We start from the raw sequence: 14,582 nt of genomic DNA, 5'->3' as shown, positions 1-14,582 counted from the left end.
GAGAAAATGGTGATATTAACCGGCCAACTCATATGTGCCAACCAGGCTGAATTGATACTGGTGGAGGAACTTTTGCCGGAACATATTTCCTTAACCCGCAACGAAGAAGGTTGCGTATTCTTTGATGTTGTGCAAACAGCTAACCCGCTGGTGTGGGAAGTATCAGAATCGTTTGTCGACCCGGCTGCGTTTGCTGCGCACCAAAAACGGGCGTCAGAAAGCCAATGGGGACAAGCCACAATTGGGATAGAACGCCGCTTTACCAAGATTGAAAGTTCACAGGCGTCGGCTTCGGAGTCGACAGTGCGGTGCCACATAGCTTCGGGTTCAACTTAGGAAAACCCACGCCGCCGACTCCGCCCAACACTGTGTCAAAAAGCGGCGAAAGGCTAGAAACCGAACTTTGCAAATGTCTCTGCAAAGATCGCGTGCATTCGGCGGCGGGCGGAATACCGGGATTTCATTTCTTCGACCTCCTGGTTAATGTAGCTCGAAATTTCTTGGCGTACTGTCTGAGAATGAAATTCACTGGCAATAAGGATGCGGCTGAGTACTTTTGCGGCACCATAGTACGCAGACTCACCGGTGTTGTCGAGATGCATCCAGGCCTGTCGCGCAGCTATTTCGGCAGCCAAAGTGGGGTTTAAGATTGTCAACCGGCATAGTACTTGTGTCCAGACGTCAGGCTCAAGCCCGTAATTTTCGACGTCTGCCATAAACGCGTTGAAGGCCGCTGGATCGTGATGTGTGTAGATTACTTGATGTACCCCAGATGGCAGTCCGAAGTGATTAAAGGTGTCATTAACCAGTGTATGGATGTCGTCGTTGAGCGCCCCGGATTGCAACTCGTTGAGCACCATGAGGTTAAATAAACACTCGGGGGATGGGAAGACAGCGTAGTAGGTGCGTAGGTATAGCTCTGCTGCTGCGAGTTGGTTGGTTGAGATGAGATTGTAAAAAATGTGGTAGGAATCGGAAATTTGAGAAACCCGAAGCAGGGTTTCGTCAGCAAGGTCTTTAATGGTTATCAACCACCGTGTTTGTTGCTCCAGAGATACTGGGGCTTTGAAAACTAACTCCAGTGCTTTAGATCCTTCGCCATGTGCTAAAAGAAGTTCCAGTGCGGATTGCCAATCGCCTTGTGCTTTCTTCAATTCCACTAGCAAAGGAATAGCCGGAGAGAAAAAACTGAAATACTCGTAGTTTTCTTCGGCTTCAGAAAGGGATGTTTGAAGCGAAGATTCATAGTGAGTAATGGCGGCTTCGTTGAAAAGCGGCAAAAAGTCGGAAATAAGTAATTGGGTGCCAAAGGTGTTGGCGAGTTGTTGTTTCAGCAGCCACTTTGCCAGGTTGATGGGACGAACTTTGGTATCTTTGACCAATCGAATATACAGTGAAATTAATCGTTGCATATGGGGTTTAAATTCATCAACATAAGCGGAATCAAGGAATTCCAGCAAGTTCCGAGTCTGCTTGACCACTGCCTTGCCGCGGCCAAGGTTTGTGTGCTCCTCAATGATGCTTAAAAGCTCGTTTAACGCGTTCAGCAGTCTTTGATCTTCAGAGTGATAATTTTTGAAAAGGGTTTTGAAGCTTTTAACTTTGGTGTTGAGCATAGCGGCAATGTCAGAGTCACTACCCAGTGCGATCGTTGCTTTTTCATCCAACCAGCGGGCAAATTCGGGAATCTCCACTGTGGCTTGATTGATAAGGTCTCTGAGGCTGTTGTGAGGAAAGGAATCAAGTAACTGCGATACGGGATCTGCAGCAACAGCGTCGTCATCGAATGATAGCAAATCAGATGAAGGGATGTTGTCGGTGTGTTCTATGTGATCCCCACTGATACCGCTATTGCTGCGGCTGCGATTAACTTTGGGCCAGGTAGTAGGAATGGTCATGTCGAAGGCTTCTAAAAGCTCGACAGGATCGGTATGTGTTTTTTGACAAATAACCGCAATCAGTGCGGCAATGACATGCTCACAGTCCTTTTCAAAGGTGCATTCTTCACAGAAATTCAGACTAACATCATGACAAGGAAAAACACACACGGTTGTGGTTGATTGTGAGCGCGGATCGAATACCTCAGCAACAATTCGGGTAAAAGGGCCCCAATCGCTTATGACTGCGGAACCGACATCGGCAAAGTGGACGTCGGAAGTGGTGACGCAGTCGAGCGCGGCCAGCGACAGTGCGGTTCGGAATTTCGGTTTGCCAGAGATGGCTCGGTACAGGGCGAAACGTTGATCAACAACGTCTGAAAGATTGAGTGTGATGGCCACAAGTTACCTTTATGTTGTGGATGGGTAAGGAAATATCTCTATCACAAAGTGTATAAGAACTGTCTCCCACATCTCATCCAAGCGAAAAATAATCGATGAAAATGGCGTCGCTAACTGGGAAGCTTGCGAGTGGCAACCAGGTTAAATTGGCCCCGTTGGCCGTTTTGACGTCTTACCAGGTGGCTGTTACAGGGTTTGGGTTAGAAAATTCCGTACTGTAGATTTCGGTATTACTGGAGAGAAGTTGTTAATTTTGATTTTAAGTAACAGTCACACTGGTGTCGTTGGGATCAACGTCCAAGGCGGGTCCATTCATGACGGCGGCTTTATTCGTGGTGCAGGGGAGTACAGTATTCGGTTAGGCTCTAAAAAGGTGTACGTTTTTACACCTGTTAGACGATGCTAAGCCCACCAGAAAGGGATTTTACATGTCAGATTGGCGAAATGATCGGATAGGTTCGGCAATTGCGGGGGAGAACCCGATGGTGATTGCGGAATTAGACCAAGCGTTTGTTGCCATCGGCGATACCCAGTTTTTGCCGGGATATTGCGTGGTATTGACCAAGCAGAAGGGCGTGAACACGCTGTCGGATTTGCCGAAGCCGGAGCGGATGCAGTTCCTCGCCGATCTTGACCTTGCGGTTTCCGCCATTGAAAACGTGTGCAAGCGCCGCGACGACGCTTTTCGACGCGTCAATATCGAAATCCTCGGCAACCTCGACCCATTCCTCCACGCTCATATCTTCCCGCGCTTTAATTGGGAAGGCGAGCTGACCGCGAAACCCGTGTGGATGCACCCCTCATCCGAATGGACCGACCCGAATAACGCAGTTGGCCCAGCACATGATGAATTGCGAGCCGAATTGCGCGCCGAGATCGAACGGCTGCGTGGCTAAGGGCTTACTGTTCCTTCAGATCGGCGATGCTGTAGATGGTGCGGCCAAGTATGGCGGATACCACTGGCGCCCACGGTAGACACAGTGCTGCTTTGTTGAGGAGTTCTTCGTCGGCAAGCAAAGCTTCAGGCGCGCCGACGGTCAGGTGGCCGTCGATAAGCACTGCCACGGTATCGGCGGTTTCGTAGGCGAAATTGACGTCGTGGGTGGCGAAAACAATCGCGGTTCCAGCTGCGGAAAGATCCGAGAGTATTTCGGTGACCCGCGCAGCACCACATGGGTCCAGGCCTGCCGTGGGTTCGTCGAGAAGCAAAACCCGTGGTTGCATCGCCAACGCCCCGGCGAGAGCGACGCGTTTTCGTTGGCCGAACGACAATTGGTGCGGAACCCGATCCGCCAAGTGGCTGATTTCGCACTGCTCAAGTGCGGTGGCGACCCGGTGTGCGACTTCCGTGTCCGACAATCCCTGGTTGATCGGCCCGAAGGACACGTCGGCGGCGACAGTGGTGGCGAAAATTTGGTCGTCGGGTTCCTGTAGCACCATTTGGACGGTGTTTCGGATCGTGTCGCGGCCTTTCCTCGAATAGGAATACGGCTTGCCGTCAAGGGTGATTGTGCCCGACGATGGTTTCCATGCCCCCGCAATTTGCCGAAACAGTGTGGATTTTCCGGCACCGTTTCGGCCCAAAACGGCGATGCGTTGACCTGGATGAATGTCGAGGGACGCATCGATTAAGACGGGAATCCCGTCGCGATGAAACGCGATTGTATCTACCGAAACGATGGGTGCTGGGGTGTGCTTATCCATGGGGAATGCTTGTGATAGGGGTTTAGAAACTAATGAAACTAAGCGCAGTTATTGCGGCTAAGACCGAGCCGTAGCAGCCGAGGCGGGCGGTGTTTGCTTGTCGACGCGGGTGGGCGACCAGCAACGCCGTGCGATCCGCCCGCAGTTCGAGTCCTTCGCTTAATCTGCGGGCGCGATCAAGGGCGATGACGAATAACCCCGCCGCTTGTCCCGCAACCGAACCGATCCACCGTTTTACTGAGGAGTGGCCAAGCCGCATCGCCTGCGCCTCCCACATGGTGCGTGCGCTACCAATGAGGGTATTGACCATGCGATACATGGCGGTAACCACATACACCAGGGTGGTTGGCATGCCGATATGAAGACTCCACGCGATGATCTCAGCCATCGGGGTGGTAAGGGCGAAAGCCATGACCGCTGCGGTGGCTACACAAGAGCGCGATGCCACTGTTAGTGCTTGTTCCCATTGGGAAAGATGCAGCTCAATGCCATGCGTCGTGATACTCAGCAGAAGCGGAATGACACCAATGATGACAAAGCTCATGGGCGCGGCGCACACCCCGAAATAGAGCTTCAGTGGGATCTGAGCCCGAATGACCGCCCCGGCGATAAGTGCCGCAATAAGCGGCAATCCGGGGATGGGCGGCAGCGCAACCGCGAGGATCGCACTACCGATGAATAGCAAGGCCTTTTCACCGACGTTGTGGTGCGCCCAGTGACTGCGCGCGGCAGCCAGTTCCAGCGGATTCATCTACTGCGAATCGTCGGCGGTGGTCGCTTCTTCGCGGCGACGCGGGTGCATCCGGCCCCGGTACACACCAAGAACGTACCCTAGAACACCGGCTCCTAGCCCCGCTTGCAGCGCGAATAGTCCGGATTCCACTTCGCCGGGCAGCTCCCCGACGAGCGGCTCGTACCACGGTTCGTATGCGGGGTTTTCTTCGGCGACAATGGATTCCGCAGACGCGTCTGTGCCTGCGAATGGTTCCTCCGAATTCGGATCACCGAGGTTAAAGAACATGGGGAAAGCTGCGATGATAATAGCCACCGCGATAAGGCCGATGGTGACTAGCCGTGATTGTTTCATAGGTCTTACTCCTTATCGTCGAGTGGCTAAGCCGATACCGATTGCGGCTCGGATGGGGTTTCTTCAGTGCGGCTTAGCACACCAAGCGTTATCAGGTCGGACGTTGCGATACGGCGCAGTGTCCGGGCGATAAGGACGGTGACGATAGCCTCAACGATTGCCAACGGAACCTGGGTTGGGGCGTATAACGCTAAGAAAGTGGTCAGCGCGTTAGTAAAACCATTGGCGTGATGGGCTATCGACAATTGGATGGCGGTCACCACATAGGTGGAGAAATCGGCGAACAACGCGGCACAGAAAATCCCCACTTCAAAGGAACCGCCAACGCTGCGAACCAGCTTCCATGCACCGTATCCGACCCACGGGCCGACGATCGCCATCGAAAACGCATTGGCGCCCAGTGTGGTTATGCCGCCGTGCGCCAATAACAAGGCCTGGAACAGTAAGACGATGGTTCCGACGAAAGCCATGATCGGTGGTTTGAATAGGACCGCACCTAAGCCGGTTCCGGTCGGGTGAGACGACGAACCAGTAACGGACGGGATTTTCAGCGCCGATAACACGAAGGTGAAAGCGCCTGCTGCCCCCAGCAGCATCCCGGTTTCTGGTTGTTCTTTGATCTGTTTATTCACCTTCATCGCACCATGAATAACAAACGGCGCGGCGGCGGCAGTCCAGGCGACAGCCTGGGATACGGGGAGGAACCCCTCAGCAATATGCATTATGCACTTCTTTCAACGTCGGTGCTTGAGTCCTCGCAAGCACATTGTCAGTCAGCCGTGTCCTAGCCGGTCTCCTGGCTTCGCACCGATTGCGTTTTACTAGCCTTCCCAGGCAATAACAACCCAGTGGCGCAGCAAACTTCTGCAATTTCTTACAAATCTGGTGCTTACAGTGGCGAGGTCCGCTGCCGAATTTTCATCGGCATTCCCGTTCACTAAGACACACATCAAAGTCTAGTGGCTTCGGAGAGTGATACACATTCGATTCAAATAATTGGTGTTCCCGTGGTGGCCGGTCGCGGGTGGGGGAGAAATCCCTGACTGTGAGACTGGTGCGGTGGCAATGCAGAGGCATCTAAGAAATGTAGTTATTGCCCGAAGGTATTTTGTGGGTAAGGACTAATGACGACATCTAGCGTTTGTGAATGTAAATCTCCCAATTTGGTCACGTTTGCTACTGCCTACATGTCGTCATGCAAACTTTCTTATATGTGGGTCTGGGTAAAAAATATAGCCCCACGGGTGGGGCTATCGTTGATGCGGTTTGGGTTAGTGCGCCGCGGCTTTCTTTTTCCGTGGGATAAGGTGCATGATCGCCACGATGATCCCGCCGACGATCAGGCCGAAGATCAACGAGAAGAACGTGTCAATCAGCCACACCACAAAACCACCGAGGTGCTCAGCGGAGTGCGAAATGGAATGAACGAAATGGTAAAGCGGTTCGAAGCCAAGCTCATTGGTGCCCACCAGCAAGATATGGCCACCGACCCACAGCATGGCGAACATACCGATGAACGAGATAATGCTTAATACCTTCGGCATCGCGGTGACCAGACCTCGACCGAACTTTTGCGACGCGGCAGAACCCGTTGCCGCCAGTTTGAGCCCCGCGTCGTCCATCTTCACCAACAGGCCAACGGCACCATAGACCAAGAGGGTCACGCCGAGTGCCACCGCGATCAAAACGGCAGCTTCCATCCAAATGGTTTGGTCGGCAACCTCATTAAGAGAGATCACCATAATCTCAGCGGATAAGATCAAATCGGTGGTGATTGCGCCGCGCACCAGGGTATTTTCGTCCTTGGCGGCGGCATCTTCCTCCGCTTCGTGGTGGTGCCCGGAAACCAATTCCCAGACCTTCTCCGCACCCTCGAAACTCAAGTAAGCACCACCGATCATGAGGATCGGGGTCAGCGCCCACGGTGCGATCGCATTAAGAAGCAAGGCCACCGGTAGGATAATGACCAATTTATTAAACAGCGAGCCCTTGGCAATCCGCCAGATAATAGGCAATTCCCGCGCCGGGCTGACCCCTTCAACAAACCGGGGGGTAACGGCAGCATCGTCAATTACAACACCGGCTGCCTTGGCCGACGTCTTTGCAGCTGCGGCAGCGACATCGTCGACGCTGGCAGAAGCGGTTTTGGCAATGAGTGCGATGTCGTCAAGCAACGCTGCTAATCCACCGGCCATTATGTACCTCACCATCATGTTGGATTGTTTCGTTGTTTTATCTTAGCCAAGGGCTCAAGCTAAGCGGGAAATTTTTGTTTTAATGGGGAACATGAAGGTCGTTGTATTTGGGGCAGGTGCAGTGGGCACATGGTATGGCGGATGGCTCAAAGCCAGCGGAGCGGACGTGACATTCGTCGCCCGAGGCGAGACTAAACACCGCCTGGACACACATCCGGTCGAGCTGCGCGGTCCGCAGGGGATCACGCACGTGAGCGTGCCGGTCGTCGAAAAGCTCAGTGACGTCGACGCGGACGTCGTCATCTTTGCCACCAAAACCATCGGATCGGTTGACCTGCCGCCGCAGCTACCAACCGGCGCCGTGCTGCTGACCACCCAAAACTCCGTCGAATTACCCACATTGGCAGTGGAAAAATACGGCGCCGACCGGGTTATTCCCGGGGTGGTGCGCGCCTTCTTACACAACGTAGCACCGGGAGTGACCGAACACGACGGCAATATCCAATCCCTGACCATCGGCAGCATCCACCCCGCAACCGTGCCCGTGGTTGAACGGATCGTCGCAGCTTTTAACGCAACCCCCATAACCGCAACCATCGCCCCGGACATCATGGCGGACGTGTGGGCCAAAGCTATGTTCGTGTCGCCCTTCGGCGCACTCGGCGCGGTGTTTGCCAAACCACTGGGCATCCTGCGCACCCGCTACCGCGACAGCCTGCGGCACCTCATGGAAGAAGTCGCACGCACCGCCGAAGCCCGCGGCGTCGAACTACCAGACACGATCGTGGCCGACACCCTCGCCTTTGCCGACGCCCAATCCCCAGAGGCAACCAGCTCCATGCAGCGCGACATCATGGCGGGTAAGGCCAACGAATTAGACGCCCAGATTGGGGCAGTGATTCGGATGGCGCGCCGGGTCGATATGGAACTGCCCGCGCACCGATTGGTCTTGGACATTCTAAGCACCCGAATTGGATAAACCATCAGCTACTTGTAACCTAACAACCGCATAGGGTCGTGAAAGTTATCTTGAGGATCCCCGTGCAATAAAACCACAATATCAACCATGCACGAGTGCTCACCCGCATCTTCTATCCTTTAACCATCGGTGAGCTGAGACAACGCCATAACGAAAACCACAGATTGCGGCGCGTTGAATCGTCAGAACCTGATCCGGCTAATACCGGCGCTAGGGAGAAAAACATGACTTCTACTACTTCCGCAACTTCTTCTAAAGGCAACTATTCGTGGCGCGTGATCGACATCATCATCGCCTCCGTCTTGGGTGTCGCCATCGGATTGATTTTCTGGGTATGGAACTCCATCGGCGGTGCCTGGTACGAAGCCGCCAACGCCCTTACCCCCGGCCTGGGTGGCATCGCGGTGGGGATTTGGCTGCTCGGCGGCGTGGTCGGCGGCTTGGTTATCCGCAAGCCAGGTGCCGCGCTGTATGTCGAAGTGATCGCGGCGACCGTGTCCGCCACCATCGGCAACCAGTGGGGCATTTCCACGTTGTATTCGGGACTGGCCCAAGGCTTAGGCGCCGAACTGATCTTCGCGCTCTTTTTGTACCGCCGATTCGGCATCCAGATTGCGGCACTTGCCGGCATCGGCGCGGGACTTGGGGCGTTTCTGCTGGAATTGGTGTTAAGCGCGAATATCGCCAAGTCGTTGCTGTTTAACCTCACCTACCTTGCCTCGCTCGCAGTCTCCGGCGCCATCTTGGCCGGTGTCTTAGGGTACTTCCTGGTACAAGCCCTAGCTGCGACCGGTGCGTTAGACCGGTTTGCGGTGGGGCGGCAGTCCCGGGATTTGGTATAACCCGACCCAACAACCTGGCGAATATCAATGCAGATTTCCGCACGCGATTTCGGCTACCGGCACGCTTCCCGCCGCAAACCGGCGCTGAGCAATGTGAACCTTGACGTCGCACCGGGGGAGAAAATCCTCATGCTGGGCACCTCGGGTTCCGGCAAATCAACCCTGCTTGCGGCAATCGCAGGGGTGCTCGGTGCCGAAGACGGCGACAGCTCAGGGCACCTGGAAGTAACCGGCACCGTGGGCATGGTGCTCCAAGACCCGGATTCGCAGGTCATTGCCTCCCGAGTGGGGGATGACGTGGCGTTTGGTTGCGAAAACCTCAATATTGCGCGCGATGAAATCTGGCGCCGGGTTTCTGAAAGCCTCGCATTGGTGGGGTTGGATCTGCCGTTAGACCACCCCACCGCGGAACTCTCCGGCGGGCAGAAACAACGCCTGGCACTTGCCGGGGTGCTTGCCATGGGGGCGGACATCATCGTCTTGGACGAACCCACCGCCAACCTTGACCCGGTCGGGGTGGCGGAAGTGGTAGCGGCTGTCGACCACGTTGCCCGGCACACCAATGCCACCATCATCGTCGTCGAACACCGAGTAGCAACCTGGCAGTCAGTGGTGCAGCGGTGCGTGGTGTTGGCCGACACCGATACCGGTTCCAGCGTGCTTTTCGACGCCCCCCTTAACACCGTGGTCACCAATCACGGGAAAGAACTGGCCGAAGCGGGTATCTGGGTGCCCGGTTTCGACCCGGAGTTCCCCCGCACTGCCGTGCCGCCTGCGATCGTGGGGGCGTCGACAAGCGAAACAGCACTCACCCTCACCGACGTCGTGACCGGGTGGAAAACCCCGCTCAACTCCGATTCCCCAATCACCGCCACCATCCCGCGCGGGGTATCCACAGTGATAACCGGGCCCAACGGCGCAGGAAAAACAACACTTCTGCTCAGCATGTGCGGCCTACTGCCAGTGCATTCCGGCGACATCGCCGTAGCGCCCAGCATCGCGGCGCCGCTTGAGCCCCAGCCGATTCGGTGGAGCTCGCGGGAACTCGCCACCCGCATGGGATACGTATTCCAAGACCCCGAACACCAATTCGTGGCCCGAACCGTCCTAGAGGAACTCACCACCTCCGCCGCAGTGCTCGGCGCGGATAAATCAGAAGCCGAAGAAAAAGCGAACGAAATTCTAAGCCGACTACGCCTTAATCACTTAAGCGCAGCCAACCCATTCACGCTTTCCGGCGGACAGAAACGACGCCTATCCGTCGCCACCACCCTGGTGTTGGCACCAAGCATCGTTTTCCTCGACGAACCCACCTTCGGCCAAGACCGCACCACCTTCATCGAACTAGTCCAGCTACTACGGCAATTGACCGAAACCGGAACCACCGTTGTCTCCATCAGCCACGACGAACTATTCTGCTCCGCCATGGCTGATAACCTTCTCCACCTTAACCCCCGGGGCAGCCAATGATACACACCCTCGACACCATCAACCCAGTCGCCCGCGTGCTGGCACTCATAGCGCTGACTACCCCGCTCATCATCAGCGTCGACGTCGTTTCCGCCGCAACCACACTCGCCGCCACCATCATCGCCGCACCGATCGTAGGGTTAAGCTGGCCGAAACTTTTTCGCCGGGGCATTCCCATCTTCATCGCAACCCCCATATCCGGAATCTCCATGGCGTTGTACGGACGCCCGGAAGGCAAAGAATACTTCTCCTTTTTTTTCGCCCACGTCACCGAAAACTCCGTCAGCCTCGCGATAGCCATCATGGTGCGGGTACTAGCCATCGGCCTGCCAGTGGTTGTTCTGCTAGGAAACATCGACCCCACCGAATTAGGCGATGGGCTTAGCCAAAAACTCAAACTTCCGCCCCGCTTCGTCATCGGCGCAGTCGCCGCCGCGCGGCTGGTCAGCCTGTTCAGGCGCGACTGGGACGCCATGCGGCGGGCGCGGCGGGTGCGCGGACTTGACGGGCACGGCCGCATCCGGCGCGCCGTCACCATGACGTTCGCGCTTCTGGTTCTCGCACTTCGGCGCGGTTCCAAACTAGCCACCGCGATGGAAGCACGCGGCTTCGGCCGTTACCCTGAGCGTTCTTGGGCGCGGGAATCAATCTGGGGGAGGGCGGAGAACTTGCTTATTGCCTTATGTTTCCTGATCTCGTGTTCGTCCATCGCGCTGGCGATCGCGGTGGGAACCTTCCGATTCTTAGGCACGTAGCATCATGATTCTGGTCATCGTCGGCACTTCTGGTGTTAATTTTCCCTTATGTGGGGGTAGGGGTTGTTGTGCCGGGTGTGGTGGTTCTTATAGCTTGGTTGCTATTGATTGTTGTTTATGTGAGTTTGTTAGGGGTTGGGTGTGCCTGCTGTTTTGTTGCCGGATTTTAGTGTGTTTGACAAACCTAAGTTTTATATCGGCGGTGATGAGCAGGCGGTGATGTCGTGTGCGCAGCAGTGGCTGGATTTTTCTGATGACTGTGATCGGGGTGCATCATTGTTGGTGGGGGCGCAACCGTATGGGTTTGTTGGTAGTGAAGGTGAGGCGTTTAACCAACATGTTGGCCAGGCGGTGCCGTCGCAGTTACAGGTTGCCTCCGGTGTAGGCGAGGAGGTGTATGCCGGGATTCGTACCTATGCGGCTGGTTTGGGGGATGCTAAAACGAAGATGGAGGCGCAGCGGTTTACCGGCATGGGATGCCACGCAGCGGTGAATACGGCAGCTGAAGCGGTCAATACCGCTGAAGCGCACCTCACACTTGCTGTATCGGCCGGTAACCCTGCAGCTATTAGCGTGGCGCAAGCGAATCTAGAAATGTGCCAAGTGGCCTACACCCAGGCGGTGGCGGAGTGGGATGCGTGTCTTGCAGGTGCCGATAGCATCAAAGCAGAGTTGCTGGAGGTAACCACCCGGGCTGCTGGTCAGGTGACCAGTGTGGTCAAAGCTAGCACCGAGGGTGCGGTGGCGTGTGTGGATCCTTCTGGGCTGTCGCCGTATTTCCAGGTAGTTGTGTGGGAATTAGAGACACTGGCCGAAACAGCAGATCAGGTAGCAGAACTCGTAGCAGCGGGGATGAATCAGATTACCCCGCTGGTGGGTGCCGATGAGATTTCCGGCGATGTTATCACGCAAGCGGTTGAGGATACCCGGTCAACGTGGAAGTACGCGGCAGCGAAACTGATGGAAGATATCGAGCGTATCGGCCGTCAGGCGGTGATGTTTGCGCAACTGTATGCCGAGCATGACCAGTATTCAACGTCGTTGTTTGATCCGATCACGCAGATGATGCGGGGAATGTTTCGCAGTATCCTTGAACACCCCGCAGACAAGGTGCAACCGGAGTACTTTGACCCGGATAGGTTATCTGCCGGTACCGATTCATACGTGGATGCGAGCAACAGGAGTATTTTCGATCCAAGCCTCGGCCAGATGGTGCCTATGGCACAATTGATAACGGATATGCGGATGCTACGTCCGGGGGTTCAAGGGCCGGTTGATCCGAAAACCCTTCGACGGAACACAACCAGGAAAACCAACACCGACGCATACCTTATGGCTAATGGACAACTACCGTTACCGGACGGGGTGACCTCTAAAATGATCCGCCCACCGGCTACTGGTTCTGGTGGGGTTGATGCTGTAGTGCGGCAATCGCATGCCAGCCCACTAGGAAACCCGTATGGGTTTGATAATAACGGTATGCCGTATACTCCTGGACGCGCATTTGGTACCTATGACCCATCGCACCGGACTGGTGATGGCACACTCATTTTCGATACTCCTGATGGTGGGCATGAAAAGGTCTTTCCCCGTCCGCCGCATGGGTCAACCCTGCAGCCATATCAAAGCTATCAGCGGTGGGATCCGGTAACGAATACCACCACGCAGCAGATTACGTATTCCAACGGGATGGTGGTGGAAAATACCTACACTGGTAGGCAAGCATCGTTTACCACACCAGATGCCCCGTACCGGGTAACGAATATGCTCCAGCCACAAACCCCACTGGCATCTACCTGGCAAGACGTGTCAAGCGGTAGTCTTAATGTGCAAGAAACACCCCTGAGCCCAGTGATGTCCTATCATCTCTCAGAGCCAACTATCACCAAAGAACCCCTTCTTCTTCCTCGCGATATAGAAACAGCATGGAACCAAGGGGTCAACCCAGCAGCAACAGCAGCAGGCGGCGCCGCCAAAGGCGTGGAAGCTATCGAAGATATTGAAAAGACTTTTCACCCTGAACCCAGCGGGATCCCTGCGGCACAAGGCCTTGATAGTGCGCGGAAAGTGGCAAAATACCTTGGACCAGTTGGGGGATTGGGCGATGCGGCAGGCATATTCGTAGGCTATAACGATGCAGCTGAAGCAGATGATATAACCCCCCTTGTGGAGTCGCTCGGGGCTACAGGGGGAGGAGCATTGGGCGGAATGGCGGGAGGTGCTTTAGCTGGTTCCGTAGTTGCAGGACCTGTAGGAACCGTCATCGGCGGTGCAATAGGCGGACTTGCTGGTTCAGAAGTAGGAAAAAAATTAGGACACGAAATCGGTGAGAGGTTAGAAGACACGGTGGTGGGAGATTTGGCAGAGAAATATATCATATAAAACGCCAAAATTTACAGCACAAATCAAAATGAAAGAATAAATGGACGAGTCATTTTATAGATATATCACTCTTTTTATTGGGTTTTTACCCTCCATTATATACATGTTTGCATTTCCTAATAGGAGGAAAGAGCAGTTAAAAACTAAGAGATTTAGTGGATGGTATTTCTTTTTTGAAACTTCGTTTTTTCTTATAGTTGGACTTTTTCCTGCTTTATTTATAAATGGACTTTTATTTTTGGGCCATATGCCATTCGTGAGGAGATTTACATTCTCTTTATTTATGTTTTTTATAATGTATTTTTCTCTCATGTTTTCTATGTGGATCAGGTTATGTGGGTATCGCTACAAAATCAGTTTGCGCGATTTTCGGCCTTTTATGCGTGAAATTATGGGTGAAAACCCTTACCAGGGTTCTGCCGAAGCCTTGGATGCGGGGAAAGCGAATTCCACGTGGCTATTTAAAGGCTGCGCGACATTGTTCTTTGCAATACCGGTCACGATAGTCGTGCTGTTCCTCGTGCTGAGGTCCCTTTAGGGGGTCTTGAGCGGATAATGTATAGCGGGAATTGCGCGTATCTGCTGTTTTCGGTCTTGGGTTTCATGGGGTTTAGAGTGAGATTTTCTCACCAGAGTTTTTGTGGTTGAGGTGTAGACGACTAAAGCGGTTCTTGCGATGGTTGTAATGGCCTTGGGGCATAGGGTTACACGTTGTAGGGTTTTGAGTAGTTTAAGCATGGCGTTTGCTCGTTCTGCTGGTGATCGTAACCGTGTATTCAAGAGGTTGTATTGGAATTCATCGCATGTCAGTGGTTTCCCTTTATCGGGGTTTTACCTTATATCCAGCACCGATATATCCTTTGTCGGCAAGAACGGGAATAGTTTTTAT

The 14,582-nt window shown here is 54.3% G+C and carries 13 protein-coding genes and 2 riboswitches; of the genes, 7 read left to right on the top strand and 6 right to left on the bottom strand.

All coding sequences use genetic code 11. The features are described 5' to 3' along the window. Positions 1-6: 6 nt before the first annotated feature. Positions 7-336, top strand: coding sequence for a putative quinol monooxygenase (locus tag Q4D85_RS00220; RefSeq protein ID WP_303197393.1), 330 nt, complete (start codon positions 7-9; stop codon positions 334-336). A gap of 53 nt (positions 337-389) precedes the next feature. Here the strand turns inward: Q4D85_RS00220 and Q4D85_RS00215 are convergent, their stop codons facing one another. Beyond that, entirely contained in the window at positions 390-2,279 is a 1,890-nt protein-coding gene (locus tag Q4D85_RS00215; protein ID WP_303197390.1) for a hypothetical protein, read from the bottom strand. A 428-nt stretch (positions 2,280-2,707) separates the two neighbouring features. Between Q4D85_RS00215 and Q4D85_RS00210 the strand changes: the two genes are divergently transcribed. Further along, positions 2,708-3,175, top strand: coding sequence for an HIT family protein (locus tag Q4D85_RS00210; protein ID WP_303197387.1), 468 nt, complete (start codon positions 2,708-2,710; stop codon positions 3,173-3,175). A gap of 4 nt (positions 3,176-3,179) precedes the next feature. Here the strand turns inward: Q4D85_RS00210 and Q4D85_RS00205 are convergent, their stop codons facing one another. The 5 genes from Q4D85_RS00205 to Q4D85_RS00185 all read right to left on the bottom strand — a co-directional run bounded on the left by Q4D85_RS00205 (position 3,180) and on the right by Q4D85_RS00185 (position 7,265). Continuing rightward, positions 3,180-3,983 carry an energy-coupling factor ABC transporter ATP-binding protein gene (locus Q4D85_RS00205; RefSeq protein ID WP_303197386.1) on the bottom strand — a complete coding sequence of 268 codons (804 nt, stop codon included), beginning with the start codon at positions 3,981-3,983 and terminating at the stop codon, positions 3,180-3,182. A 22-nt stretch (positions 3,984-4,005) separates the two neighbouring features. Next, positions 4,006-4,734 carry an energy-coupling factor transporter transmembrane protein EcfT gene (locus tag Q4D85_RS00200; protein ID WP_303197384.1) on the bottom strand — a complete coding sequence of 243 codons (729 nt, stop codon included), beginning with the start codon at positions 4,732-4,734 and terminating at the stop codon, positions 4,006-4,008. Continuing rightward, complete coding sequence (locus Q4D85_RS00195) at positions 4,735-5,070, bottom strand: energy-coupling factor ABC transporter substrate-binding protein (protein ID WP_303197382.1); 336 nt, start codon at positions 5,068-5,070, stop codon at positions 4,735-4,737. A gap of 26 nt (positions 5,071-5,096) precedes the next feature. Further along, positions 5,097-5,792: an energy-coupling factor ABC transporter permease gene (locus Q4D85_RS00190; RefSeq protein WP_303197379.1), complete on the bottom strand. Its 696-nt coding sequence runs from the start codon at positions 5,790-5,792 to the stop codon at positions 5,097-5,099. Positions 5,793-5,838: 46 nt separating this feature from the next. Next, positions 5,839-6,046, bottom strand: a riboswitch (cobalamin riboswitch). Positions 6,047-6,341: 295 nt separating this feature from the next. After that, positions 6,342-7,265, bottom strand: coding sequence for a DUF808 domain-containing protein (locus tag Q4D85_RS00185; protein ID WP_303197377.1), 924 nt, complete (start codon positions 7,263-7,265; stop codon positions 6,342-6,344). A 91-nt stretch (positions 7,266-7,356) separates the two neighbouring features. Here Q4D85_RS00185 and Q4D85_RS00180 point away from each other — a divergent pair, with 91 nt between their 5' ends. From Q4D85_RS00180 to Q4D85_RS00160, 5 genes are all read left to right on the top strand, one after another. Then, a complete protein-coding gene (locus Q4D85_RS00180; protein ID WP_303197374.1) occupies positions 7,357-8,244 on the top strand; it encodes a 2-dehydropantoate 2-reductase in 888 nt (295 codons plus the stop codon). Positions 8,245-8,325: 81 nt separating this feature from the next. After that, a riboswitch (TPP riboswitch) is annotated at positions 8,326-8,478 on the top strand. After that, positions 8,469-9,086 (top strand): ECF transporter S component, encoded by a 618-nt coding sequence (locus tag Q4D85_RS00175; RefSeq protein ID WP_303197371.1) that lies wholly within the window; start codon positions 8,469-8,471, stop codon positions 9,084-9,086. It overlaps the preceding riboswitch by 10 nt. A gap of 27 nt (positions 9,087-9,113) precedes the next feature. Further along, a complete protein-coding gene (locus Q4D85_RS00170) occupies positions 9,114-10,556 on the top strand; it encodes an ABC transporter ATP-binding protein (RefSeq protein WP_303197370.1) in 1,443 nt (480 codons plus the stop codon). Next, positions 10,556-11,311, top strand: a complete 756-nt coding sequence (locus Q4D85_RS00165) for an energy-coupling factor transporter transmembrane protein EcfT (RefSeq protein WP_303197679.1) — start codon at positions 10,556-10,558, stop codon at positions 11,309-11,311. Before Q4D85_RS00170 ends, Q4D85_RS00165 begins: the two co-directional genes overlap by 1 nt. Positions 11,312-11,452: 141 nt before the next feature. Then, positions 11,453-13,693: a hypothetical protein gene (locus tag Q4D85_RS00160; protein ID WP_303197368.1), complete on the top strand. Its 2,241-nt coding sequence runs from the start codon at positions 11,453-11,455 to the stop codon at positions 13,691-13,693. Positions 13,694-14,582: the final 889 nt, after the last annotated feature.

Source organism: Corynebacterium sp. (assembly GCF_030532965.1).
GTDB lineage: Bacteria > Actinomycetota > Actinomycetes > Mycobacteriales > Mycobacteriaceae > Corynebacterium.
This window is presented reverse-complemented; position numbering and strand designations above follow the sequence as displayed.

Coding starts and splice junctions, on each gene's coding strand:
- Q4D85_RS00220 (WP_303197393.1), top strand. CDS start 7: ATGGTGATATTAACCGGCCAACTCATATGTGCCAACCAGGCTGAATTG.
- Q4D85_RS00210 (WP_303197387.1), top strand. CDS start 2,708: ATGTCAGATTGGCGAAATGATCGGATAGGTTCGGCAATTGCGGGGGAG.
- Q4D85_RS00205 (WP_303197386.1), bottom strand. CDS start 3,983: ATGGATAAGCACACCCCAGCACCCATCGTTTCGGTAGATACAATCGCG.
- Q4D85_RS00200 (WP_303197384.1), bottom strand. CDS start 4,734: ATGAATCCGCTGGAACTGGCTGCCGCGCGCAGTCACTGGGCGCACCAC.
- Q4D85_RS00195 (WP_303197382.1), bottom strand. CDS start 5,070: ATGAAACAATCACGGCTAGTCACCATCGGCCTTATCGCGGTGGCTATT.
- Q4D85_RS00190 (WP_303197379.1), bottom strand. CDS start 5,792: ATGCATATTGCTGAGGGGTTCCTCCCCGTATCCCAGGCTGTCGCCTGG.
- Q4D85_RS00185 (WP_303197377.1), bottom strand. CDS start 7,265: ATGGCCGGTGGATTAGCAGCGTTGCTTGACGACATCGCACTCATTGCC.
- Q4D85_RS00180 (WP_303197374.1), top strand. CDS start 7,357: ATGAAGGTCGTTGTATTTGGGGCAGGTGCAGTGGGCACATGGTATGGC.
- Q4D85_RS00175 (WP_303197371.1), top strand. CDS start 8,469: ATGACTTCTACTACTTCCGCAACTTCTTCTAAAGGCAACTATTCGTGG.
- Q4D85_RS00170 (WP_303197370.1), top strand. CDS start 9,114: ATGCAGATTTCCGCACGCGATTTCGGCTACCGGCACGCTTCCCGCCGC.